General features: G+C 60.4%; 19 protein-coding genes and 2 pseudogenes. 16 read left to right on the forward strand and 5 right to left on the reverse strand.

Going from position 1 to position 21504, the window contains the following annotated elements:
• Window positions 1–2: 2 nt before the first annotated feature.
• The 3 genes and pseudogenes from BN1123_RS21205 to BN1123_RS20645 all read left to right on the forward strand — a co-directional run.
• Complete coding sequence (locus BN1123_RS21205; RefSeq protein ID WP_231555596.1) at window positions 3–761, forward strand: hypothetical protein; 759 nt, start codon at window positions 3–5, stop codon at window positions 759–761.
• Window positions 762–1279: 518 nt separating this feature from the next.
• Window positions 1280–1555: pseudogene (locus BN1123_RS20640) on the forward strand (ISAs1 family transposase); the annotation flags it as partial.
• A 94-nt stretch (window positions 1556–1649) separates the two neighbouring features.
• Window positions 1650–2074: pseudogene (locus tag BN1123_RS20645) on the forward strand (DUF6444 domain-containing protein); the annotation flags it as partial.
• Window positions 2075–2304: 230 nt separating this feature from the next.
• On the opposite strand, the gene BN1123_RS01320 reads toward BN1123_RS20645, so the two are convergent.
• Entirely contained in the window at window positions 2305–2703 is a 399-nt protein-coding gene (locus BN1123_RS01320) for a VOC family protein (RefSeq protein WP_042024978.1), read from the reverse strand.
• A gap of 75 nt (window positions 2704–2778) precedes the next feature.
• Here BN1123_RS01320 and BN1123_RS01325 point away from each other — a divergent pair, with 75 nt between their 5' ends.
• The 4 genes from BN1123_RS01325 (at window position 2779) to BN1123_RS01340 (ending at window position 8269) form a co-directional block, all read left to right on the forward strand.
• A complete protein-coding gene (locus tag BN1123_RS01325) occupies window positions 2779–3645 on the forward strand; it encodes a helix-turn-helix transcriptional regulator (RefSeq protein ID WP_042025165.1) in 867 nt (288 codons plus the stop codon).
• A gap of 178 nt (window positions 3646–3823) precedes the next feature.
• Complete coding sequence (locus tag BN1123_RS01330) at window positions 3824–4822, forward strand: sensor domain-containing diguanylate cyclase (protein WP_042024979.1); 999 nt, start codon at window positions 3824–3826, stop codon at window positions 4820–4822.
• Between the two features lie 830 nt (window positions 4823–5652).
• On the forward strand, window positions 5653–7023 hold the full coding sequence (gene dcuC / locus BN1123_RS01335; protein ID WP_042024980.1) for a C4-dicarboxylate transporter DcuC: 1371 nt from the start codon (window positions 5653–5655) through the stop codon (window positions 7021–7023).
• A 481-nt stretch (window positions 7024–7504) separates the two neighbouring features.
• A complete protein-coding gene (locus BN1123_RS01340) occupies window positions 7505–8269 on the forward strand; it encodes a helix-turn-helix domain-containing protein (protein WP_026457035.1) in 765 nt (254 codons plus the stop codon).
• Between the two features lie 226 nt (window positions 8270–8495).
• Here the strand turns inward: BN1123_RS01340 and BN1123_RS01345 are convergent, their stop codons facing one another.
• Window positions 8496–9308 (reverse strand): UTRA domain-containing protein, encoded by an 813-nt coding sequence (locus BN1123_RS01345; protein WP_042024981.1) that lies wholly within the window; start codon window positions 9306–9308, stop codon window positions 8496–8498.
• Between the two features lie 198 nt (window positions 9309–9506).
• Between BN1123_RS01345 and BN1123_RS01350 the strand changes: the two genes are divergently transcribed.
• Genes BN1123_RS01350 through BN1123_RS01375 form a run of 6 tightly spaced genes read left to right on the forward strand, consistent with a single transcriptional unit; the run spans window position 9507 to window position 14772 of the window.
• Window positions 9507–10553 (forward strand): ABC transporter substrate-binding protein, encoded by a 1047-nt coding sequence (locus BN1123_RS01350; RefSeq protein ID WP_005306158.1) that lies wholly within the window; start codon window positions 9507–9509, stop codon window positions 10551–10553.
• 10 nt (window positions 10554–10563) lie between these two features.
• Window positions 10564–11397, forward strand: coding sequence for an alkaline phosphatase family protein (locus BN1123_RS01355; RefSeq protein ID WP_042024984.1), 834 nt, complete (start codon window positions 10564–10566; stop codon window positions 11395–11397).
• Window positions 11397–12296 carry an ABC transporter permease gene (locus tag BN1123_RS01360; protein ID WP_042024986.1) on the forward strand — a complete coding sequence of 300 codons (900 nt, stop codon included), beginning with the start codon at window positions 11397–11399 and terminating at the stop codon, window positions 12294–12296. The genes BN1123_RS01355 and BN1123_RS01360 overlap by 1 nt, the downstream gene beginning before the upstream one ends.
• Window positions 12289–13065, forward strand: coding sequence for an ABC transporter permease (locus BN1123_RS01365; RefSeq protein WP_042024987.1), 777 nt, complete (start codon window positions 12289–12291; stop codon window positions 13063–13065). The genes BN1123_RS01360 and BN1123_RS01365 overlap by 8 nt, the downstream gene beginning before the upstream one ends.
• A 6-nt stretch (window positions 13066–13071) precedes the next feature.
• A complete protein-coding gene (locus BN1123_RS01370; RefSeq protein ID WP_017787903.1) occupies window positions 13072–14079 on the forward strand; it encodes an ABC transporter ATP-binding protein in 1008 nt (335 codons plus the stop codon).
• A gap of 39 nt (window positions 14080–14118) precedes the next feature.
• A complete protein-coding gene (locus BN1123_RS01375) occupies window positions 14119–14772 on the forward strand; it encodes an HAD family hydrolase (protein WP_042024988.1) in 654 nt (217 codons plus the stop codon).
• A gap of 120 nt (window positions 14773–14892) precedes the next feature.
• Here the strand turns inward: BN1123_RS01375 and BN1123_RS01380 are convergent, their stop codons facing one another.
• Window positions 14893–16494, reverse strand: coding sequence for a sensor domain-containing diguanylate cyclase (locus BN1123_RS01380; RefSeq protein ID WP_042024990.1), 1602 nt, complete (start codon window positions 16492–16494; stop codon window positions 14893–14895).
• An 83-nt stretch (window positions 16495–16577) separates the two neighbouring features.
• Here BN1123_RS01380 and BN1123_RS01385 point away from each other — a divergent pair, with 83 nt between their 5' ends.
• Together BN1123_RS01385 and BN1123_RS01390 are read left to right on the forward strand one after the other, a co-directional pair.
• A complete protein-coding gene (locus BN1123_RS01385) occupies window positions 16578–16997 on the forward strand; it encodes a DUF2214 family protein (protein WP_026456877.1) in 420 nt (139 codons plus the stop codon).
• A gap of 92 nt (window positions 16998–17089) precedes the next feature.
• Window positions 17090–17992 carry a DMT family transporter gene (locus BN1123_RS01390; protein WP_042024991.1) on the forward strand — a complete coding sequence of 301 codons (903 nt, stop codon included), beginning with the start codon at window positions 17090–17092 and terminating at the stop codon, window positions 17990–17992.
• 80 nt (window positions 17993–18072) lie between these two features.
• On the opposite strand, the gene BN1123_RS01395 is transcribed toward BN1123_RS01390, so the two are convergent.
• Both BN1123_RS01395 and BN1123_RS21210 read right to left on the reverse strand, forming a co-directional pair.
• The gene (locus tag BN1123_RS01395) at window positions 18073–19341 is read right to left on the reverse strand and encodes an O-acetylhomoserine aminocarboxypropyltransferase/cysteine synthase family protein (protein ID WP_042024993.1); all 1269 of its coding nucleotides are present in this window, start codon (window positions 19339–19341) and stop codon (window positions 18073–18075) included.
• Between the two features lie 107 nt (window positions 19342–19448).
• A complete protein-coding gene (locus BN1123_RS21210) occupies window positions 19449–19625 on the reverse strand; it encodes a hypothetical protein (RefSeq protein WP_156130297.1) in 177 nt (58 codons plus the stop codon).
• Between the two features lie 100 nt (window positions 19626–19725).
• Between BN1123_RS21210 and sgrR the strand changes: the two genes are divergently transcribed.
• Window positions 19726–21438, forward strand: coding sequence for an HTH-type transcriptional regulator SgrR (gene sgrR, locus BN1123_RS01400; RefSeq protein ID WP_042025166.1), 1713 nt, complete (start codon window positions 19726–19728; stop codon window positions 21436–21438).
• Window positions 21439–21504 lie beyond the last annotated feature (66 nt).

Raw genomic sequence — 21504 nt, forward strand, 5'->3', positions numbered from 1 at the left:
TGATGGTAAAGGAAATCTTCGATGATGAATTTACGAGAAGTCGACGTGGATTATTAATTATATTTTCCATTGGTTTTATTCATCAACTATTAGAGATTAAGTTCATCGATGCAAAAATATCAATACCTGGATTGCCTGAAATTATTGCATCACACCCTGAACGTATAGTTTATGCATATATTCTATTGGTTTTTTATGCTACTTACCGGTATGTATTAAATTCAAAGATGGAATTTTCTGAGATTTGTAGAATGGCATTTTCATGGGGGATAGAAACAACACTCGGAAGGTTTTTTTCATCTAACTATATCACTAGCGATATGTATAGAGTCAGTAATGATTCCAACTACATAAAAAATAATGTTGTAGTACTTAATGCTTATGAGGAAGATAGTGTTTCCTATATAATTGGATTTAATTTAGATTCATGTTTCTTCAAAGAATGCTGGGTAGAGTTACCACCCTCAATATCTAACCCTATGTTGCTGAATTCTCCAACCAAGGAACAATGGGGTTTTTACAATACAACGCACGAATTAGATCCTGAGGAGCAGCGCCTTGGTATTACATCATATGAAGCGTACAGGATAAAATCCAAAACCATCAAAGGATATCTTTATGCGATTCTGTTATTTTCGATAATTATTTGTCTAATTAAAAATCCAAAAGCATTTGATTATTGGACTCCTGTAGTGCTTAATATTATTCTAATGATATGGATGATGAATAGCAGCGGAGTATTATCCAGCATTCTGAAATAAACTTAATAAATTACCTTGTTTATTGGGTTTCACAGGTTTATCTCGTATGTTGGGCTTCGCAGGCTCAGCACACAACCTACCGATTGTGTAGGTTGTGGCTGAGCGTAGCGAAGCCCAACGTTTACCGCGAAATCTCTTTTTCCCTCCCCCTCATCCCCGACCCTTCTCCTGCTTTTTAATAAATGGGAGAAGGGAGCAATGCCGTTACCGCTATCCGATTACGCTTCGCTAATTGAACCTACACGACTGGCGATCATACTTCTGATGCCGCTTTATCCCCTCTCCCCTTGGGAGAGGGTTAGGGTGAGGGGGCTCGTATGTTTGGCTTCGCAGGCGCAGCCCAACGTTTACCGCGAAATCTCTTTTTCCCTGCCCCTCATCCCCGACCCTTCTCCTCCTTTTTTAATAAACGGGAGGAGGGAGCAGGGCGAGATCACGAACATTTCTTGAACAAGCGGAGTGTGATTGACCAGCAGATCGAGCTGTGATCTTATACTCCCTTTTACGGGAGTTTCGCCTTGAACCACCATGCTGCCTTTGTTCAAATTTTCTCCGACCTCAAAGACCCTCGCCAAGCGACAAAGATTGAGTATCCCTTTTTCGATGTGCTGTTTCTGACCGTTTGTGCTGTCATCGGTGGGGCAGAAGGCTGGGAAGATATCGAGATGTTTGGCGAGGCTCATCTTGAATGGCTTCAACGTAATGGTCTGTTTACTAAAGGATTGCCGGTTCACGACACCATCGCCAGGATCATCTCCCGTATCAAGCCAGAGCAGTTTCAGAACGTAACCGTTCACCGAAAGCGGGTTGACATGAAAAATGGGATGATCGTCTCTTGATCCCCATCTGCCTCTTGCATGATCCCGCTCGTGCTGCATCATCGCTGGCATGACCAAACAGCGTCCGACACCGGCGGTTAACTCTCTGACTCTCGAGCAGGCCCACAAGCTGATACATAAGCTGCTGGACCGTATTACCGAGTTGGAGGACCGCCTCAACCAGCACAGCGGCAACTCTTCCAAGCCCCCCTCCAGTGACGGGCCGGGAAGTGCTCCGCCTGCCCGGCTGCGTCCGGCTTCCGGGAAAAACGTGGCGCTCAGCCTGGCCATAAAGGCCAACGGCGGGAACACCATCCACATGATGCCCGCCTGTCCGTGGTCTCTTACTATCCGCCTGCGGATTGTCCCTGCTGTGGTGGCCAGGTGTTGACCCATGACAAGCCTTATCGGGTGCATCAGGTGTTTGACCTGCCCGAGGTGAGCTACTTTGTCACCGAGCACCAACTGTTTCGTGCCACCTGCGCCCATCTCGTATGTTGGGCTTCGCAGGCTCAGCACCAACCTACAAGTTGCGTAGGTTGTGGCTGAGCGTAGCGAAGCCCAACGTTTACCGAGAAATCTCTTTTTTCCTCCCCTTTATCCCCAGCGCTTCTCCCCATTCTTTATAAATAAACGGGAGAAGGGAGCAATGCCGTTACCATCGTCCGATTACGCTTCGCTAATCGAACTTACGAGAGGGTCAGGGTGAGGGGATCATTCAGGTATTAGATGGTCAACTCCAGCCGGTTGCTTTCCGGGTCGAGAAAGGTGCTCTCGTAATAGCCGTCGCCGGTCCAGCGGGGGCCGTCCAGGTGTTTGACCTCGGCCCCCTTGAGCAGCTTGAGGCGGGCGGTCATCTTGTCCACCGCCTCCACACTGCCGAGGGAGAAGGCGAGGTGAGCCAGCCCCTGCAGCGGGTGCGGCAGGCGCAGATCCGCCGGAAACAGGATGGGGGTGTGCATCAGCTCCAGGCTGGCGCCGTCTTCGAAACGGACAAAGTAGGAGGAAAACTGCTTGCTCGGGTTGTGGTAGCGCTCATTCGCCTGACCGCCAAATAGCTTGCAATAGAAGGTTTTGAGGGCCTCCAGATCCTGTGCCCAGATGGCGACGTGATGAATGTGCATGATGTGTCACTCCTTGGGTTGATGGCTCCATGCTATGCTCGCGCCATCCTTGCCGACATGGCTGATGCCGTCCTGATGATGTCTGAAACTGCCAACACCGAGCTTATCGATGTCTCCCCCGACTGCCGCGAGCAGATCTGCTGTGACAGCCTGCTGCCGGCCCTCGCGCAGGAGCAGGTGTGGCTGGCAGGCTATTCCCGCCTCAAGACCCGCTACCGCATCGCGCGCCGCTTTGCCGATATGCACTGCTTTTTGCTGACCTTGGGGGGCGAGGGGGAGGTACTGGTGGGCGATCGCCTCGAGCGACTTCCGGTCGGCGAGTGGGTCCTGATCCCGGCGGGCCAACCACTTTGCTATCACTTGGGTGAGGCGGTCGAGTGGGATCTGGTGTGGCTGTTGCTGCACAAGGACTCCCCCTGGGATGCCTTTGCCAGCCGCCCCCGGCTCGGCTGTACTTCCCAGCAGGCGACTTTGCTGCGCACCGTCGAGAACCTCTATGCGGAGCAGGAACGCCATCAGGATCCGCTGCTCTGTGCCCTCTTGGTGGAGCAACTCGGCTTTTACCTACGCCGCCTGCTGCAAAAGGGGGAGGGGCAGAGCCGCGGCGAGCGGCTGGCGCTGCGCCTCGAGCTGATGCTCAAGGATGCACTGGCCGAGTGCTGGGATGTAGCGCGCATGGCCGGCACTCTGCATCTCTCCGAACGCCAGCTCTACCGCCTATGCCAGCAGCACTTCGCGCTGGCCCCCATGGGGCTGTTGCAACGGTTACGGTTGCAGCGGGCGGCTCTCTTGCTGGCCAGCAGCGCCGATCCCATGAAGCGGCTGGCCCAGCAGTGCGGCTTCAAAAACGAGTACCACTTCTCCACCGCCTTCAAGCGCCAGTTTGGCCTGGCCCCCAGCCACTATCGCAACCGGCATCATCCCACCTTCAAAAAAGGATAAGAGTGAAACCCTGCGCCACACTCATGGTGACGTTTGATCAGAGGGATCTGCTTGCGGTGGCCGATCTGCCGGGTGAGCCAGAAAGCGGAGAGATCCCGGATCCTGTGCCAAGATAATTCGATGGGTTGAATAGACTTGTTCCCCGTAGGGTCATGGGGCAGAAATCAGGATGATAACTATGGTGCAGGAGAGCACGACAATCCGGATATCGGATGTCAGCGAGGCGGTAGTTCACGGCATCCTTGAGGTGATCAGCGACGGGATCTGGGACTGGAACGCCAATAGCGGGTTCGTCTATCGCAACCCCGGCTGGTACCGGATGCTGGGTTACGAGCCCCATTCGCTGGGCAACAACGTCTTCACTTGGGAGACGGTGATCCACCCCGATGACATGGAGCGGGTGATGGCCCACTTCGATGCCTGTTTGAACGGTACCTCTCCCGAATACAGGGTCGAGTACCGCTGCCGTTGCCAGGATGGATCCTTCGTCTGGATCGAGGACTACGGCCGGATCATCGCTCGCAACGAGGATGGTTCCGTGGCTCGGATGATAGGCGCTCATCGCGATATCAATGCCCAGAAGCTGCTGCTGGATCAGCTGGAACGGCGCAACCAGTCTCTGGAGCAGCTGGTGGCCGAGCGCACCGCCGAGCTGGAGCAGCTCAACGCGGCCTTGCTGCAGAAGGTGGATGAGAATCGCCAGCTGGCCGAGACCGACTCCCTGACCGGCGCCGCCAGCCGCTACCGGCTGGAGCGGGTGTTGCAACTGGAGTGCGAGCGGGCCCGCCGTTTCCATCAGGTGTTTACCGTGATCGCCATGGATGTGGATGACTTCAAGCGGATCAACGACAGCCATGGCCATGCCGCCGGGGATCAGACCCTGATCAACATAGTGGCGCTGGTGCGCAACCATATCCGCGAGATCGATTTGCTGGCGCGCTGGGGTGGCGATGAGTTTATGGTGGTGTTGCCCAACACGGGCCTGGAGGATGCCAGGAAGGTGGCGAACAAGCTGCAGGCCTTGATGGCGGTAGCCTCCATCTGTCCTCATATGTCCATCTCCATCAGTTTCGGACTGGCGGAGTACCAGCAGGGCGAGCCGCCGGAAAGCCTGATGGTGCGGGCCGATCGCTCCCTCTATCAAGCCAAGCAGCGGGGCAAGAACCGGGTCTGTTGAAGGGGGTAATGGCATATGACAAAGGGCCGGATGGCGATGCCTCCGGCCCTTTGTCATAGCGTGTGGCTCGACCTGGCGTAGGTTGCGCAGCTCTCCTGGATAACCGTCATGGATATCTTGTTGACTCTCTATGAGGGGAGGGCTTGTCGTATGGATGGTTGATAATAATGAGTCGCTGTTACTCATATATTTTAAGCGATAGCGAGTATTGTCATGATGATAAATTAATAAGTATTGGTGTTAAGGCTCAATAATAGATTTATTCACTGCGGATTATATATTAAACGGACTCTTTGCTTGAACTGACTTGCTATTTTGCGGCCTGTTTACGCGGCGACAGGTTACTCATCGTTTGTTGGCCGCTTGTTTATCAATCGTGGAGTAAGTAGATTCTTTTTACCCTGATTAACCATGGAGTACCAAGTGGATCACTTGTGGTTCTATGAAGTTTACTCCTGCATTTCAACCTTATAACCAGCATAAAGTGCTGCTTGTTTTTGTTATAACGGACTACCTGGCTGTGTGATGTTTATCTTGCTCATGAAGGGAACAGAAAGCTCGATGATCGAGACAGTGCGCCTTAATTCAGGTTGTACCCATTGAATAGGGTTATATCATAATAAGTTCGCTTATCCCCTTGCTACAGGGGATATTATTGTGATGACGATATATCTTTGACGTCTGACAGTTGACTCAATATTGGTTATTGGGAGAGTAATCACAATCCCTCATTATATTTTCAGGCTATCGTTTCCCCCGCCAAAATGGCTATTTTCAGCAACAGCAATCAGATGTGGCCAGGCCTGATCTGTGCCGCAACAGGGGGAGAAATGTCGACAATATTGATTCTGGTGGTGGTGGGGCTGGTGGCTTGCGCCATGCTCAAGCGGTTCAATCCACAGGCGACCTTGCTGACGGCGGGTCTGGTGCTGCTGGCTTATGCCCAATGGATGGGGATCACTCCCATTCTGCCTGCCGAAGAGAGCCAGGGCTTCTGGTTCTTCGATCTGTGGGAGAAGTTCGCCATGGTGACCAATTCCCGTCTTGCCTCTACCGGTTTGACTCTGGTGGCGATTGCGGGGGTGGCGACCTACCTCAACCAGATCGGCGCCTCGGCGGCCCTGGTCAAGGCCACTTCCCGTCCTATCATGGCGCTGGAGAACCCCTATGTCCTGCTGGGGATCATCCTGCTGCTGGTCTCCATCCTCTATGTCTTTATCACAGGGGCGACCTCGCTCTCCCTGCTGTTGATGGGCACCCTCTATCCCTTGTTGCGTAATGCCGGGATCAGTGCCAAGACGGCGGTGGCCACTATCGTGATCCCCACCGCCTGGGAGTTTGGCCCCGGCCAGATCAATGCGGTGATCGGAGCCAAGGCGATCAATATCGAGGTGATGCCGTTTGTGGTGAATCATCAGTTGCTGTTCCAGATCGCCCTGCTGGTGTGTATTCCCTTCGTCAACATCGCATGGCAGCGATATTGCGACCGCAAAGAGGGTTACGACACCGCCGCCGAGCGGGGCAAGTATTTGCACGAGTTGGAGGAGAAACACCATGACACTCCGGGTTATTACGCCCTGCTGCCGGTGATCCCCTTTGTCTTTCTGTTCGGCTTCTCCGAGCTGTTTGTCAGCGCCATCAAGATGACCATTCCGGTGGCCATGATGTCGACCATGACCCTCTGCATCATTATCGAGGCGCTGCGCTACCGTTCCATCAACAAGGCGTTTGCCAACTTCGAAGCCTGGCTGACCGGTACCGGCATGATCTTCGGCAGCGTGCTGACCCTGATGCTGGCGGCCGAGTTTTTCTCCGCCGGTCTCACCAATATTGGCGCCATCACCCAGCTGATTGATTTGGCCAAGTCGTTCGATCTCAACCCTATCGGGTTGTCGCTGGTTTTCTCGCTCTTCATCCTGCTGACCGCCTTTATCACAGGTTCCGGCAATGCGCCCGTGATGGCCTTCATTCCCATAGTGCCGCTGGTGTCGGGCCAGTTCGACATCAACCCTTTGCTGCTGCTGGTTCCCATCCTGTTTGCCGCCGGGATTGGCCGCACCATCTCTCCGGTGGCCGGGGTGATCATCACGGTAGCCGGCATTGCCAATCTGAGCCCGGTGGATGTGGTGAAACGTACCTTCGTGCCCATGATGGCGAGCATGGCGGTGGTGATGGTGCTGACCGCGATCCGTTATATCTGACCGCTACAACAAGGAGGCAAGCGCTTGTCATTGGCAGGCGCTTTTTTATGCACCAAACCTGCTTGGTTGGTGGGGGAGGGATTGCCTTTTTCGCCGGATGCGGGCAAAAGAAAAGAGCGGGGCTCTTGCAAGCGCCGCTCAATGCCAGGAAAGAGAAAAAACCTTGCGGTTTAAAATCAAAAAAATTTGGAAGCAAACAATCGATTTCTCAACCAGGAAGGCCTTGAATTCGATACGTTTTGATTATGCGCCTTGTTATATGCAGCACTAGTAAAATGTTTACGAGTTGAAAGATATGCGCTGCCAAGTATCAATTTTTGATACTTGCTTCCGTAACTGGTCTGGCCTTCGCCCTTCGCAGGGGCATTTTTTCTCGATGACAATTTTTCAGTGTCAATATTTGAGCCTTATGCCTTAATGTGGCTCATAAGCTGACTCGGCATAACCATGCAATCAAGCTGCAACAACAAGGAAGAGTGGCATGACCTACAGCCAGACCCTGGCCAACCAGATCCTCGATACCCTGAAAAAGAGCCTGACCGACAAGGGGATCCGCTATCAGACCCTGGCGGAGGCCATGGGGGTTTCCATCGCCACCGTCAAACGGATGATGAACAAGCCCTCCCTGCCATTCGACACCCTGCTGGAGATCTGCCATCTGGTGGGATTGTCATTCGAAGAGCTGCTGGATCGCACTCAGGATGCCCAGAGTCGGCGCGCCGTCTTCACCCAGGAGCAGGACGAGGCGTTTCACAATGAGCCCGGCCTCTACGCTTTTCTCGCCAATATCTTCTGGCGCGACAAGACCCTGATCGATCTCAAGCGGGAGTATGGCCTGACCGACGCCTCTTGCTACCTCTACCTGCGCAAGCTGGAGAAGCTCGGCATACTGCAGCTTGGCCTCGACAACAGCTACCACTTCCTCATCAGCGAGCGGATCAGCTTCGAGCAGCACAGCCGCTTCGCTCGCCAGCAGGCCCGCCAGGCGATGTCGGTGCTGGGGGACTATCTGGTGGAGAACATGCACAAGCCCAACAACTACATGGCCCTGTGTCAGCTCCATCTCAACGAGAGCGAGGCGATGGCGCTGATCGAGCGGATGAAGGAGTACTGGCATCAGGAACTCAAGCTCAATCGCCCCGCCATCGGCCATCAGGAACACAGCAAGACCTACACCATGTCGCTGCAACTGGCGGACTGCGGCTATCAGAGCTTCGACGATCTGATTCCCAATATCGACAACTGATCCTGGCGGAGCCCGCGGGAGCCGCGTCTCTTTATCTCCCTGAGTTATCCGCCTGTTCAGGCGATACCCATGACCTCATGCACGCCCGCGCTGCCTGTCTGTGTTCGCTGGCTCATCCTCGATCCGCGACCAGGATCTGTCATGGCCCCTCGAATGCAGGTGGCAGGGTGCGGGTATCGAGATGGATGCGGATCGCCACTGTACCCGCCAATGCTCTGGATATTCCCTAATCGGCGAGCCGGGTTTGCGACAGCTTGCCTGCGAGCGGCTGTAATGCTCGTGTATCGAGGTGAATGCGGATGGCATCCGGCCGCCAGTGTTCAATATCGCAATCCACCAGCGCTCCCCGCTCGTCGTAGTTGACCCGCACCAGCCGCAGCACGGCGCTCCCCTCCGCCAGATTGAGGGCGCGGGCAATGGCGCCGTGCGCCGCCGAAGGGGTGATCTCCAGACTCGCCCCCCCCTGGCCTATGCCATAGCGCTCCCGATAGAGCTCGGTGAGAGAGCTGGCCAGCGGCGCGCTGGCGATGTCGGGAAAGCGGCTGGCCAGCAGGTGGTGGCTGACGTGCAGCACGGGGCGACCGTCGATAAGGCGCAGGCGGCGGATTTCATAGAGCGGAGTGAAGGGCTCCAGCCCCATCCAGCGGCAGAGCTCGCTGCTGGCCAGCTCGCCGCCGTGGGCCAGCACCCGGGTCTCGGCGGTACGCTGCTGCTCGCCGATCCACTGGTGAAAGTGGGTGTGGATGGCAGGGTCGTAGGTGAGGCGGGGCGGTGCCACGAACCAGCCGCGCCGCTCGGCCCGGTAGATGAGGCCGTCAGCCTCGAGGCTGGAGAGCGCCTCCTTGATGGTGATGCGGGTGGTGGCGAAGCGCTCGCTCAGGGCCCGCTCGGCCGGCAGCTGCTGCCCCGCACCCAGTTGGCCGCTCCCGATATAGCGGCGCAGGGTCTGGCAAATCTGTTCACACTTGGAGGCGCGGCCATCGGCTACTGCCCGCTCGCTCAATCTCGGTTCGATCACGCTCATCTTCCTGTCGATCATCCTGGCTGCTGTGGCTGGTTCAACCTCTCGCTGGAGTAGTCCAGCCTCACTCGGATTGAGAGTTGTAACCGTGCAGGATGACAGCGCCATGACAGGGCGATTGTCATCAAACTGCCATCAAAGCGCCCCGCCACCGTCATATTTCCCCTCTAGCATCCCTCTCGAACCTTAACTGACCTAGTCCAGAGGGATGGAATGATGAAAAGCGTGATCGCAAGTGCACTGGCCCTGGTGGCCATCAGCCAACCACTGTTTGCCGCCGAGAACATCGCGGATCTCGAAAAGGCCGCCCGCGGTGAAGGCCAGCTCAGCAGCGTCGGCATGCCGGACAGCTGGGCCAACTGGAAGGATACCTGGCAGCAGCTCGGCAGCATCTACGGCATCAAGCATCAGGACACCGACATGAGCTCGGCCCAGGAGATCGCCAAGTTCGCCGCCGAGAAGGGCAACGCCACCGCCGACATCGGTGACGTGGGCGGCGCCTTCGGCCCGGTCGCGGTCAAGCAGGGGGTCACCCAGCCCTACAAACCCTCCACCTGGGCCGACATTCCGAACTGGGCCAAGGATGCGGACGGTCACTGGATGCTGGCCTATACCGGCACCATCGCCTTCCTGATCAACAAGGATCTGGTCAAGGCTGCCCCCACCAGCTGGCAATCCCTGCTGGGCGGCGACTACAAGGTGACCCTGGGTGACGTGGGTGTCGCCTCCCAGGCCAACAACGGCGTGCTGGCGGCGGCCTATGCCACCGGCGGCAGCGAGAAGAACCTCAAACCTGCGCTGGAGCTGTTCGGCAAGCTGGCCCAGCAGGGCCGTCTGTCGCTGAACGACCCCACCATCGCCAACATCGAGAAGGGCGAAGTGGAAGTGGGTGTGCTGTGGGACTTCAACGCGCTCAACTACCGCGACCAGATCGACCCCAAGAAGTTTGATGTGGTGATCCCGAGCGACGGTTCCGTCATCGCCGGCTACACCACCATCATCAACAAGTGGGCCAAGAACCCCAACGCCGCCAAGCTGGCGCGGGAATACATCCTCTCCGACGCCGGCCAGATCAACCTGGCGCGCGGCTACGCCCGCCCCATCCGCAGCAACGTGACTCTGCCGGATGACGTCAAGGCCAAGCTGCTGCCAGCCGAGCAGTACGCCAATGCCAAGCCGGTGCAGGATCACGCCGCTTGGGAGCAGAGCTCCAAGGCCCTGCCGCGCCAGTGGCAGGAAACCGTCATGATCAACATGCAGTAAGGAGCGGCCAGTGCAACACAAGGTGATAGTGGTACTTGTGGATGGCCTCTCTGCCGAGGTAGCCCATTGCATGGGCTACCTCGCGGGCATGGTGGAGGCGGGACAAGGGTTGCAGGCCACTCTGAGCTGCGCCCTGCCCTCCCTCTCCCGGCCCCTCTACGAGTGCATCCTGACCGGGACGACGCCGGTGGAGAGCGGCATCACCCACAACGGGGTGAGCCGTCTCAGCCGGCAGGAGTCCATCTTCCATCTGGCCCGGGCGGGCGGCAAACGCACCGCGGCGGCGGCCTACCACTGGATAAGCGAGCTCTACAACCAGAGCCCCTGGCAAGCAGCCCGTGATCGCTTCACCCATGACGAGCGACTGCCCATCCAGCACGGCTGTTTCTACTGGGAGGACGGCTACCCCGACAGCCATCTGCTGATGGATGGCGAGTGGCTGCGCAGCCAGTACGACCCCGATTTTCTGCTTATTCATCCCATGGGAGTGGACGATGCGGGCCACCAGTTCGGCCTCGACTCCCGTCAGTACCGCAATCAGGCGCGCCGGATGGACAGCCTCTTGGCCGACCTGCTGCCCCAGTGGCTGGCGGAGGGATACCAGGTGGTGATCACCTCGGATCACGGCATGAACAACGACTTGAGCCACGGCGGCACCCTGACCGAAGAGCGCCGGGTGCCGCTCTGGCTGTTTGGCGATGCGTTCGTGGCCCAGTGGCCGGCCGGCCCCGCCATGCAGCAGACCCAGCTCTGCGCCCTGATGGCCGACCTGCTGGGAGTTTCCCACGACAAGCCAGGCTGCCCGCCGCTGCTCAAAGCCGGCAACCTGCCGGAGGTACACTGATGATGCCCGCCACCACCGAGATCCTCGCGGATCAACCGACCGTCACCCGGCACCGGCTGCGCCGCCACTGGCTGCCCGCCCTGGTGCTGCTGCCGTTCGTTCTCCTGATGATCCTGTTCCAGCTCGCCCCCATGGTGTGGGTGCTGGTGGGCAGCTTTCAGACCCCGGACGGCTGGGGCCTCGACTACTACCGGGAGATTTTGAGCTCCCCCTTCTACCTGCAATCGTTCGGCAACTCCTTGCGCATCGCCGGCATCGCCAGTCTGGCGGGGCTCGCCATCGGCACCCTGGGGGCGGCGGCGCTGCGCCACAGCGGCGAGCGGGTAAAACGGCTGCTGCTGGCCTTTGTCACCATGACCGGCAACTTCAGCGGCGTACCGCTGGCGTTCGCCTTCATCATCATTCTCGGCATCAATGGCGCCGTGACCCTGCTGCTGAAATCCTGGGGCCTCATCGACGGCTTCAACCTCTACTCCGGCACCGGCCTCATCCTCATCTACACCTACTTCCAGATCCCGCTCGCCCTGCTGCTGCTCTACCCGGCCTTCGATGCGTTGCAGGATGAGTGGCCGCAGGCCGCCGCGTTGCTGGGGGCGAGCAAGAGCCAATATGTCTGGCACGTGGCGCTGCCGGTACTCACCCCCGCGCTGCTCGGCACCCTGATCATCCTGTTTGCCAACGCGGTGGGGGCTTATGCCTCTGCCTACGCCCTCACCACCGGCAACTTCAACCTGGTGACCATCCGGGTGGCCAGCCTGGTCTCCGGCGACATCTTCCTCGAGCCCAATCTGGCGGCGGCGCTGGCGGTGATCCTGATGGTGCTGCTGGGGGTGGTGACGGCCGCCAACCAGTGGCTGCTGAAAAAGAGCTACGTGAACAGGGGGCAATCCCATGCATGATTTGAAACCGGGTTGGCCGCGCTGGGTGCTGGGGGCTCTGGTGGCCACCCTGCTGCTGCCGCTGCTGGCCACCTTTCTCTACTCCATCTCTACCCGCTGGGGGGCCACCCTGCTGCCGGACGGCTTCACCCTCGACTGGTATCTCAAGCTCTGGGGCGACCCGCGCTTTCTGGCGGCGTTTGGCCGAAGCCTGCTGGTCTGCTTCGCCACCCTGCTGCTGGGGACCCTGGTGCTGGTGCCCACCGTGCTGGTGGTGGCCTACTACTTCCCAAAGCTGGATCCCTGGATGAACCTGTTGATCCTGCTCCCCTTCGCGGTGCCGCCGGTGGTGTCGTCGGTGGGGTTGCTGCAGATCTACGCCGACGGCGCCTTGCCCATTATCGGCACGCCGTGGATCCTGATCGGCACCTGGTTCACCGTGGTGCTCCCCTTCATGTACCGGGCGCTGGCCAACAGCCTGCAGGGGGTACCGCTCAGGGATCTGATGGATGCCGCCCACCTGCTGGGGGCGAGCAGCGGCCGCGCCTTCCTGCTGGTGGTGATCCCCTGCCTGCGCAAGGGGCTGCTGGCGGCGCTGTTTTTGTCGCTCTCCTTCCTGCTCGGCGAGTTCGTGTTTGCCAACATGCTGGTGGGCACCCGCTACGAGACCCTGCAGGTCTACCTCTACAACATGCGTTCGACCTCGGGCCACTTCACCAGCGCACTGGTGATGAGCTACTTCCTGCTGACCCTGCTGCTCACCTGGGCGGCGAACAGATTTCATAGGTGAATCAAGATGTTCCATCTAGAAGTGAATCAACTGCACAAATCCTACGGTGACACCCGGGTGTTTGAGGGGATTGAATTCGGCATCCGCAAGGGGGAGCTGGTGACCCTGCTCGGCCCCTCCGGCTGCGGCAAGTCCACCCTGCTGCGGGCGCTGGCCGGGCTCACCCCGGTGGATGGCGGTCAGGTGCGGGTGGCCGGTGAGGAGATCACCTGGCAGGAACCCCAGAAGCGGGGCATCGGCATGGTGTTCCAGAGCTATGCCCTGTTCCCCAACATGACGGTGCGGGACAACGTCGCCTTCGGCCTCAAGATGAAGCCCCAGCCGGGGCGGGATCTGGCCGCCAGCGTGCAGGAGGCGCTGGCGCTGGTGGAGCTGACCGGCTTCGAGCGCCGCTATCCGGCCGAGCTTTCCGGTGGCCAGCGCCAGCGGGTGGCCTTGGCCCGGGCCCTGGTGGTGCAACCGCGGATCCTGCTGCTGGACGAGCCGCTCTCGGCGCTGGATGCCCGCATCCGCCGCAGCCTGCGCCAGCAGATCCGCGAGATCCAGCAGCGCCTCGAGCTCACCACCATCTTCGTCACCCACGATCAGGAGGAGGCGCTCACCATGTCGGACCGGATCTTCCTGATGAACAAGGGATCCATCGTCCAGAGCGGCACGCCGGAGGAGATCTACACCCGCCCCGCCGACGCCTTCGTGGCGGGCTTTATCGGCAACTACAACCTGCTCGATGGCGAGCAGGCCAAGGCCCTGTTCGGCCAGCACTGCCGTGGCAAGCTGGCGCTGCGACCTGAATCCCTCTCCCTGCTGCCGGCCGGCGCCCGCAGCGACGAGCCGCACCTGCCGGGGGTTATCAGTGGGCAGCAGCTGCTAGGCAACGTGATCCGCTATCAGGTGAGCTGCGCGGCGGGCCTGCTGACGGTGGACTGCCTCAACCGCTCGGCCCGGGATCTGCTGCCGGTGGGCAGCGCCGTGACCCTGGCGGTGGCCCGGGATCAACTCTGTGAGGTAGCATGACGCTGCATTACATTTCCATTTTCACTGCGAGGAGCGCCCATGGCACTGGCACTGTTTGATCTGGACGAGACCCTGATTGCGGGGGATTCCGCCAGCCTCTGGCTGGAGTACATGGTGACCGAGGAGCTGGCCCCGGCCGGCATGATTGCCGAGGAGCAGGCGATGATGTCCCTCTACCATCAGGGCAAGATGGACATGCACCAGTACATGGCCTTCACCCTGCAGCCGCTGGCAGGCAAGTCGCGCCAATGGCTCGACCCGCTCTGTGCCCGCTTTGCCGAGCAGGTGCTGCGCGAGCGCATCTACCCTGAGGGGGTGGAGCGCATCGAATGGCACCGCAAGCGGGGCGACGAGCTGGTGCTCATCTCGGCCTCCGGCGAGCATCTGGTGGCCCCCATGGCGCAGATGCTGGGGATGGATCACTGCGTGGCCATCCTGCTGGATGAAGAGGCCGGCATGCTGACCGGCCAGACCCGCGGCACCCTCAGTTTTCGCGAGGGCAAGGTGGCCCGCATCAACCAGCTGTTTGCCGCAAGCGCCGACCCTTGGCGGGAGAGCCACGGCTACAGCGACTCCCACAACGATCTGCCCCTGCTGCGGGCGGTAGACCATCCCCATGCGGTCAACCCGGCGCCGGCCCTGCGCCAGCTGGCAGATGAGCTGGGCTGGCCGACCCTGGCGTGGCAGCGGTGACGCTGGTCCCCCGAATGCAACACGAGAGGCCTGCGGGCCTCTCGTTTTTTTGCGGACGTTTTGGCTGCCACTGTGAGTTGGTGTGCTTGGCAGCCAGGCGCTGAAAAACCAGTGCGGGGATCAGCTGTCGCCGGTCGGTGAGGGGGCGGAATGGTCGGCTGACGCCAGAGGAAAGCAGACCCGGTTTTTCCCCTCCCGCTTGGCGCGGTAGACCTCGTTGTCGGCCTGCTCGACCAGGGTCCTGGCCGATACGCCGGTGTGGCTGATGGCCACCCCACCGCTGAGGGTGATGCGCAGCTCGGGCTCGCGCCACTCCAGCAGCTCCACCCCGTGGCGAAAGGCTTCCAGCAGGGAGGCAAACACGTCAGTGTGTTCATCGAGGCGGAAGATAAGCACCAGCTCTTCGCCGCCATAGCGGCAGAACCAGCCCCACTCATGGAACAGGCTCAAGCCCAGCTTGCTGACCCGCCGGAGCACCACGTCACCGGTCTGGTGGCCATAGGTGTCGTTGACCCGCTTGAAGTCGTCCAGATCGAACATCACCAGTCCGATTTGCTTGCCGGCATCGAGCTGCTGCTGCAGGCATTCGTCGAAGAAGCGCCGGTTATAGAGGGTGGTCAGCTTGTCCTGATTGGCCTGGCGGCGGATCTGGGCAAAGTCCTGGCTGGCGGCAGCCATCTCCTCGTAGACGTTGGCGAGCTCCAGCATCCTGCTGTTGCTCTGGGGGCTGATATTGCCGATGCGGCTGGCCCTGATCAGCAGGGTGATCTCCCCCAGCATGCGGCGAAAGTAACGTGACCAGAGCAGGGCCAGCAGCAGATAGAGCACGAAGGCGAATCCGATCATCAGTTGTACGTTGATGGAGACGCTGTTGGTGACCTGTTGCATATGGGCGGTCGGCGCCACGCTGAGCAGGATCCAGTTCAGTCTGGGGATATGGTGGTAGGCCACCATGAGGTCGCTCGTTTCATCGAGGAAGAAGCCCTGCGGGGCCGACATGCGAACCTGCCAGCCGATCTGGGGCAGGGGTTTGAACACCAGGTTGCGGTCCGGGTGCGCCAGCACAACGCCGTCCTGGTTGAGCAGGATCTGGTAGCCCTCTTCCTGATGATCCAACCGATCCCGTTTGTTTAGCCAGTTGGCGAGGGGGGTGAGTTGGGTATCGAGAGAGAGGACGCCGACCCGCTTGCCCGCCGGATCCTGGATGGTTCTGGCCAGCGCCATGGTCAGGGTGCCCATGGTGTAGTCGTAGTAGGGATCAGTCCAGACCAGCTGATCGGGATGGCGGGAGGCCAGCTGGTACCAGGGACGGGTTCTGGGATCGAACTGGTCATCCGCCTGCCAGGACGGATAGATCAGCATCTGGCGCTGCTCCGTGCCCACATAGATGTAATCCAGCTCCATCACTGCCTGATAGGCACGCCATGACTGCAGGTAGTGTGCGCGGTTGTGGATCTGCGGCTCGCTGAAATCCTGATAATTTACCTGCTGATAAATCAGCGTAAACTGGCGTTCAAGTTCTTCGAGATAGGGTTCGATCAGGGTATGCAGGTACTGGGTGTTGCGGGCCATCAGGTTGTTCTCCTGCTCCTGGCGCAGGGTGCGCTCCATGTGCAGGTAGTAGATGCTGCCGAGCAACAGGACGGGAATGAAAAGCAGCAGCAGGCCAAGCCGCATTCGGGCAATCAAAGACCAGGTGCTCCTGGGCTTGGCTGGGGACATGACGCTATCCTTTTCGTCTCGGGTGACTCCAGCATATATGATGGCGCAGCGCACGTCTAAAGGCGGAAAATGAGAAACTTGCAATGCTGACACACCCCCTGATCCCGGTCATCCATGATGGTGCCATCGGAACCCTGATCCTGGCCCTGGCCATCGAATACCTGATCTTTCGCCGGGGTCTGACCATGGTGCGTGTGCGCCGGTTGCTGCTGGTGGACGGGATCGCCGCCCTGGCGCTGTTCAGCCTCTTCGTTACCGGTTGTCTGCTGGTGTTGGCGCAGGCCCGTACCATGGAACAGCTTCTTGCCCACCCCGAATATCTCGCCAAGGCAGCGCTGTTTCTGCTGATCGTCGCCACCCTCGACTACCCCAGCCGCCTCTTCTATCGCTGGCGGCGCTCCCTGCGCAGTGGCAAGGCGCCGATGATCTCCACCCAGCAGCACTTCCGGGTGGTCTGGATCCTCAGAAGCAACCTGTTGCTGGTGGCCCTGCTGGTCCTGTGAATAAAACCCGCGTTCCTTGCAGACAAGGGACGGGGGAGGCGAGTATCTTGGACAGGATATTCCGTAAAACGCCGATTTAAGGATGAATCGTCATGCGTTCCAATCTGATGTTGCTGATGGCTGCCACCATCTGGGGCATGGGCTTCGTTGCCCAGCGTCTGGGGATGGACCATATGGGGCCATATACCTTCAATGGCCTGCGTTTCCTGCTCGGCGCTTTCTCTCTGTTACCCCTGCTGTGGTGGCTCAAGGCCAGGCAGCCGACCGTCACTCAGGGCTCGCACCGCCAGTTGTTCGTGGGCGGCATGCTGGCCGGGCTGGTACTGTTCTGTGCCGCTTCCCTGCAGCAGGTGGGACTGCTCTATACCACGGCCGCCAAGGCGGGCTTCATCACAGGGCTCTACATCATACTGGTGCCCGTGCTGGGTCTGCTGCTCCATCACAAGACGGGGGCCAACACCTGGGTAGGGGCCCTGATCGCTGTGGCCGGCCTCTATGTGCTGAGCGTGACCGATGACTTCACCATCGGCTTTGGTGATCTGCTGCAGGTGATCGGCGCCCTGTTCTGGGCCATTCATCTGCTGGTGCTGGATCACTACGCCAGACGCGTCGCCCCCATCCGGCTGGCCGGGGTGCAGTTCGTGGTCTGCGGCCTGCTCAGTCTTGCGACCGCCTTCGTCATCGAGACGCCGACTCTGGGCGGTGCCCTGGCCGGGTGGCAGGCGCTGCTCTATGCAGGCGTGGTGTCGGTCGGTGTGGGGTACACCTTGCAGGTGCTGGGGCAGCGTGGCGCCCACCCGGCCCACGCCGCCATCATCCTCAGTCTGGAGACCGTGTTCGCCGCCGTGGGGGGCGTGCTGCTGCTTGGCGAGACCCTGGACGAGCGCGCCGTCGCCGGTTGTTCCCTGATGCTGGCGGGCATGCTGGTCTCCCAAATCCGGCTGCGCTGGTGGTGGAAATCCCGTCGCGACAAGGTGCCGGCCGATAGTCGCTGATACGGCTCGGCCAGAGAGACGAAGGCCCCGCTTGGCGGGGCCTTCTCTTTGCTGCCGGTTGAGGGAGCTACGGGGGGCGATCAGGCCTCCAGCGCCTGATCCAGATCTGCCAGTATGTCCTCGATCGCCTCGATCCCCACCGACAGCCGGATCATCTCAGGTTTGACCCCGGCCTTGGCCTGCTCCTCTTCGCTCAGCTGGCGATGGGTGGTGGAGGCGGGGTGACAGGCCAGCGACTTGGCGTCGCCGATGTTGACCAGACGCTTGAAGATCTTCAGTGCATCGTAGAAGCGCACGCCTGCCTCGTAGCCCTCTTTCAGGCCAAACGAGAGGATGGCCGAGGGGCGGCCGGCCATGTACTTCTCCGCCAGCAGGTAGTGGGGGTGACCCGGCAGACCGGCGTAGCTGACCCAGGCCACCTTGGGGTGATGCTTGAGGTGGTGGGCGACCTGCAGGGCGTTGTCCACATGGCGCTCCATGCGCAGGCTCAGGGTCTCCAGCCCCTGCAGCAGCAGGAAGGCGTTCATGGGGGCGAGTGCCGCACCTGTGTTGCGCAAGGGCACGGTGCGCACCCGACCGATGAAGGCCGCCGGGCCAAAGGCCTCGGTGTAGACCACCCCGTGGTAGGAGGGCTCGGGTTGGGTGAGCTGGGGAAAGCGGTCGGCGTGATCCGCCCAGGGGAACTTGCCCGAGTCGACCACTACACCGCCCAGCGAGTTGCCGTGACCGCCGACGTATTTGGTGAGGCTGTGGACGACGATGTCGGCACCGTGCTCGATGGGTTTGCACAAGACCGGGGTGGCGACCGTGTTGTCGACGATGAGCGGCACGCCGCGGGCGTGGGCCACCCTGGCCAGGGCGGCGATGTCGACTATGTTGCCTGCCGGATTGCCGATGCTCTCGCAATAGACCGCCTTGGTCTTGTCGTCGATGAGGGCGGCGATGGCCTCGGCGCTGTCATCCCTGGCAAAGCGCACCTCGACCCCGAAGCTCGGCAGCATGTGGGCAAACAGGGTGTAGGTACCGCCATAGAGCTGGGGCGTGGAGACGATGTTGTCGCCGGCGGCGGTCAGCGCCTGGATGGCGTAGGTGATGGCGGCGGAACCGGCCGAAACCACCAGCGCGGCTATGCCCCCTTCCAGCGCAGCCATCCGCTGCTCCAGCACATCGTTGGTGGGATTCATGATGCGGGTGTAGATGTTGCCCGGCACCGCCAGGTTGAACAGATCCGCCCCGTGCTGGGCGCTCTCGAATTCGTAGGCCACCGTCTGGTAGATGGGCACGGCCACCGCCTTGGTGGTGGGGTCGTTGGCAAAGCCGTGGTGCAGGGCCAGGGTCGCATCTTTCATCACACACTCCTTGTTGGATGTCACCATTATGGATGGATAGACGTCCAATCTATCAGTCCCGTGGCCGATGTAAACAGGCAGATCTCCCGTATCTATTCCCTGCCATGTCAGAGGCGGCGGCGATATTCCCTGTCGTCGATCTGGTTCATGTCCCACTGCATCAGGCGATTGAGCTGGCTCATGGGATCCTCGATAAACGGCAGCGGACGGGGCAGGATCCGCTTGAAGTAACGGCGTAGGTACTGCTGGATCCGGTTCGGTTTGGGGGGGATGACCTGGTTCATGATGGGGCTCCTGTGGGTTCTCTCTCATGTTCACCGGCAGTATTGAGCTAAAATGAGGAAGTAAAAACTGATGACTTATTGCAACGGGATTTCCTCTTTTATGCCGACCGGTCGCCTCTACCAGCAATTTCAACGACTCGCCCAGCAGCTTGGCTGCGATGAGCGGGAGATCAGCCTCGCCGAGGTGGCGGATCTGCTCTGCTGCACCCCGCGCAATGCCCGCCTGCTGCTGCGCCGGATGCAGGAACAGGGCTGGCTCAGCTGGTCGGCGGAGGCGGGCAGGGGACGGCGCTCCCGGCTCACCCTGCTCGACAGTCAGGAGAGTCTGACTCGCCGTCGGCTGCGGGATCTGCTCAGTCAGGGCCAACTCGCCCAGGCGGTGCGGCTGGCCGAGGATCGGCTGGATCTGCTCACCCCGCTGCTCATCGAACAGCTCGGTCAGGCCACCCGGGAGGGGCGCCAGATCCTGCGGGTGCCCTACTACCGGCCGCTGCCCCAGCTGCTGCCCACCGGCCCCATGCGCCGCTCCGAGGTGCACCTCAGTCGCCAGATCTTCAACGGCCTCACCCGGCGAAATGAGGAAAATGGGGAAATCGAGGGGGATCTGGCCCACCACTGGGAGTGCCTCGGCCCCTGCCATTGGCGCTTCTACTTGAGGCCGGCGGTGCGTTTTCACCACGGCCGCGAGCTGGCGGTGGAGGACGCGATGGAGAGCCTGCTCGCCTTGCGGGATCGCCCGCTGTTCACCCATCTGGCGCGACTGGAGAGCCCCTGGCCGCGCACCCTGGATCTGCACCTCGACAGCCCGGATCCCCTGCTGCCCCACCTGCTGGCCGAGCCGGTGGCCGTCATATTGCCGCGCGAGCTCAAGGGGGAGGCGGGGTTTGCCCTGCAGCCGGTGGGCACGGGCCCTTACAAGGTGGCTGCCAACGATCCCCTGCACCTGTGTCTGGAGGCGTTCGACGACTACTTCGGGTTGCGTGCCCTGCTCGACGAGATCGACATCTGGATGCTGCCCGAGCTGGCGGAGCGGCTGGAGAGCCACCTGCAGCTGGGGCGCGACAGCCCGGAGCTTGGCACCATGCACGGCGAGTCCGAGCTCGAGTCCGGCTGCTACTTCCTGTTGCAGGACGACAGATCCGGATCCCTGCAGGATCCTGCCCTGCGCCAGTGGCTGGCACAGCTGCTCAACCCCATCGCCCTGATGGCCCGGGTCGCCCCCGAACTGCAACGGGGCTGGACCAGCGCGCTGGGGCTTCTACCTCACTGGCGCGAGGCGCAGCCCTCGCCTCTGCCCGCGCCGTCGCGGCGACCGACGCGGCTGGTGCTGGCCTACTTTAACCAGCACCTGGAGTTCAACGAGTGTGCCAACGCCATGAGCAGCCTGCTGGCCGAGCAGGGTATCGAGCTCGAGGTGCGTACCCTGGATTACGGCCGCTGGGTGAGCGGGGCAGATGAAGACGTGGATCTCTGGCTCGGTACCCTCAACCTGGAGCATGAACATGCCTTCGCCCCCTACGCCTGGCTGCAGGGCACGCCGCTGCTGCGCAGGGTATGGGCCGGCCAGCAGGACTTGTGGCAGGGGTTGACCCAGTGGCGTACCCGCGGCGAGGAGCCAGGCCCGCGCGCTCTGCTGGCCGAGGTGCAACGCCAGGGTTGGTTCGTGCCGCTGTTTCACCACTGGCTGGAGCTGGAGAGCCGGGTCGGGGTGCACGGAGTTCGGATGACGGCGCTCGGCTGGTTCGATTTTCGCAGCGCCTGGCTGCGGCCCGAGCTGGCAGGGCCGCCGGAGGAGGAAAATCCTCGTCAGTAGCCAGCCCGTTGGCTGCTGACAGACGGAGTCGCACTATCGCTCTGCCTGCCCCGAAATGGAGAAAAT

This window comes from Aeromonas enteropelogenes, assembly GCF_000819845.1.
GTDB lineage: Bacteria > Pseudomonadota > Gammaproteobacteria > Enterobacterales > Aeromonadaceae > Aeromonas > Aeromonas enteropelogenes.

What these genes read in the sequence shown, in the direction of transcription:
- BN1123_RS01370 (WP_017787903.1), top strand. Translation starts at nt 13,072, where the DNA reads ATGTTCCATCTAGAAGTGAATCAACTGCACAAATCCTACGGTGACACC.
- BN1123_RS01340 (WP_026457035.1), top strand. Translation starts at nt 7,505, where the DNA reads ATGACCTACAGCCAGACCCTGGCCAACCAGATCCTCGATACCCTGAAA.
- dcuC (WP_042024980.1), top strand. Translation starts at nt 5,653, where the DNA reads ATGTCGACAATATTGATTCTGGTGGTGGTGGGGCTGGTGGCTTGCGCC.
- BN1123_RS01375 (WP_042024988.1), top strand. Translation starts at nt 14,119, where the DNA reads ATGGCACTGGCACTGTTTGATCTGGACGAGACCCTGATTGCGGGGGAT.
- BN1123_RS21210 (WP_156130297.1), bottom strand. Translation starts at nt 19,625, where the DNA reads ATGAACCAGGTCATCCCCCCCAAACCGAACCGGATCCAGCAGTACCTA.
- sgrR (WP_042025166.1), top strand. Translation starts at nt 19,726, where the DNA reads ATGCCGACCGGTCGCCTCTACCAGCAATTTCAACGACTCGCCCAGCAG.
- BN1123_RS01330 (WP_042024979.1), top strand. Translation starts at nt 3,824, where the DNA reads ATGGTGCAGGAGAGCACGACAATCCGGATATCGGATGTCAGCGAGGCG.
- BN1123_RS01350 (WP_005306158.1), top strand. Translation starts at nt 9,507, where the DNA reads ATGAAAAGCGTGATCGCAAGTGCACTGGCCCTGGTGGCCATCAGCCAA.
- BN1123_RS21205 (WP_231555596.1), top strand. Translation starts at nt 3, where the DNA reads ATGGTAAAGGAAATCTTCGATGATGAATTTACGAGAAGTCGACGTGGA.
- BN1123_RS01395 (WP_042024993.1), bottom strand. Translation starts at nt 19,341, where the DNA reads ATGAAAGATGCGACCCTGGCCCTGCACCACGGCTTTGCCAACGACCCC.
- BN1123_RS01325 (WP_042025165.1), top strand. Translation starts at nt 2,779, where the DNA reads ATGATGTCTGAAACTGCCAACACCGAGCTTATCGATGTCTCCCCCGAC.
- BN1123_RS01390 (WP_042024991.1), top strand. Translation starts at nt 17,090, where the DNA reads ATGCGTTCCAATCTGATGTTGCTGATGGCTGCCACCATCTGGGGCATG.
- BN1123_RS01365 (WP_042024987.1), top strand. Translation starts at nt 12,289, where the DNA reads ATGCATGATTTGAAACCGGGTTGGCCGCGCTGGGTGCTGGGGGCTCTG.
- BN1123_RS01345 (WP_042024981.1), bottom strand. Translation starts at nt 9,308, where the DNA reads ATGATCGACAGGAAGATGAGCGTGATCGAACCGAGATTGAGCGAGCGG.
- BN1123_RS01385 (WP_026456877.1), top strand. Translation starts at nt 16,578, where the DNA reads ATGCTGACACACCCCCTGATCCCGGTCATCCATGATGGTGCCATCGGA.
- BN1123_RS01320 (WP_042024978.1), bottom strand. Translation starts at nt 2,703, where the DNA reads ATGCACATTCATCACGTCGCCATCTGGGCACAGGATCTGGAGGCCCTC.
- BN1123_RS01360 (WP_042024986.1), top strand. Translation starts at nt 11,397, where the DNA reads ATGATGCCCGCCACCACCGAGATCCTCGCGGATCAACCGACCGTCACC.
- BN1123_RS01380 (WP_042024990.1), bottom strand. Translation starts at nt 16,494, where the DNA reads ATGTCCCCAGCCAAGCCCAGGAGCACCTGGTCTTTGATTGCCCGAATG.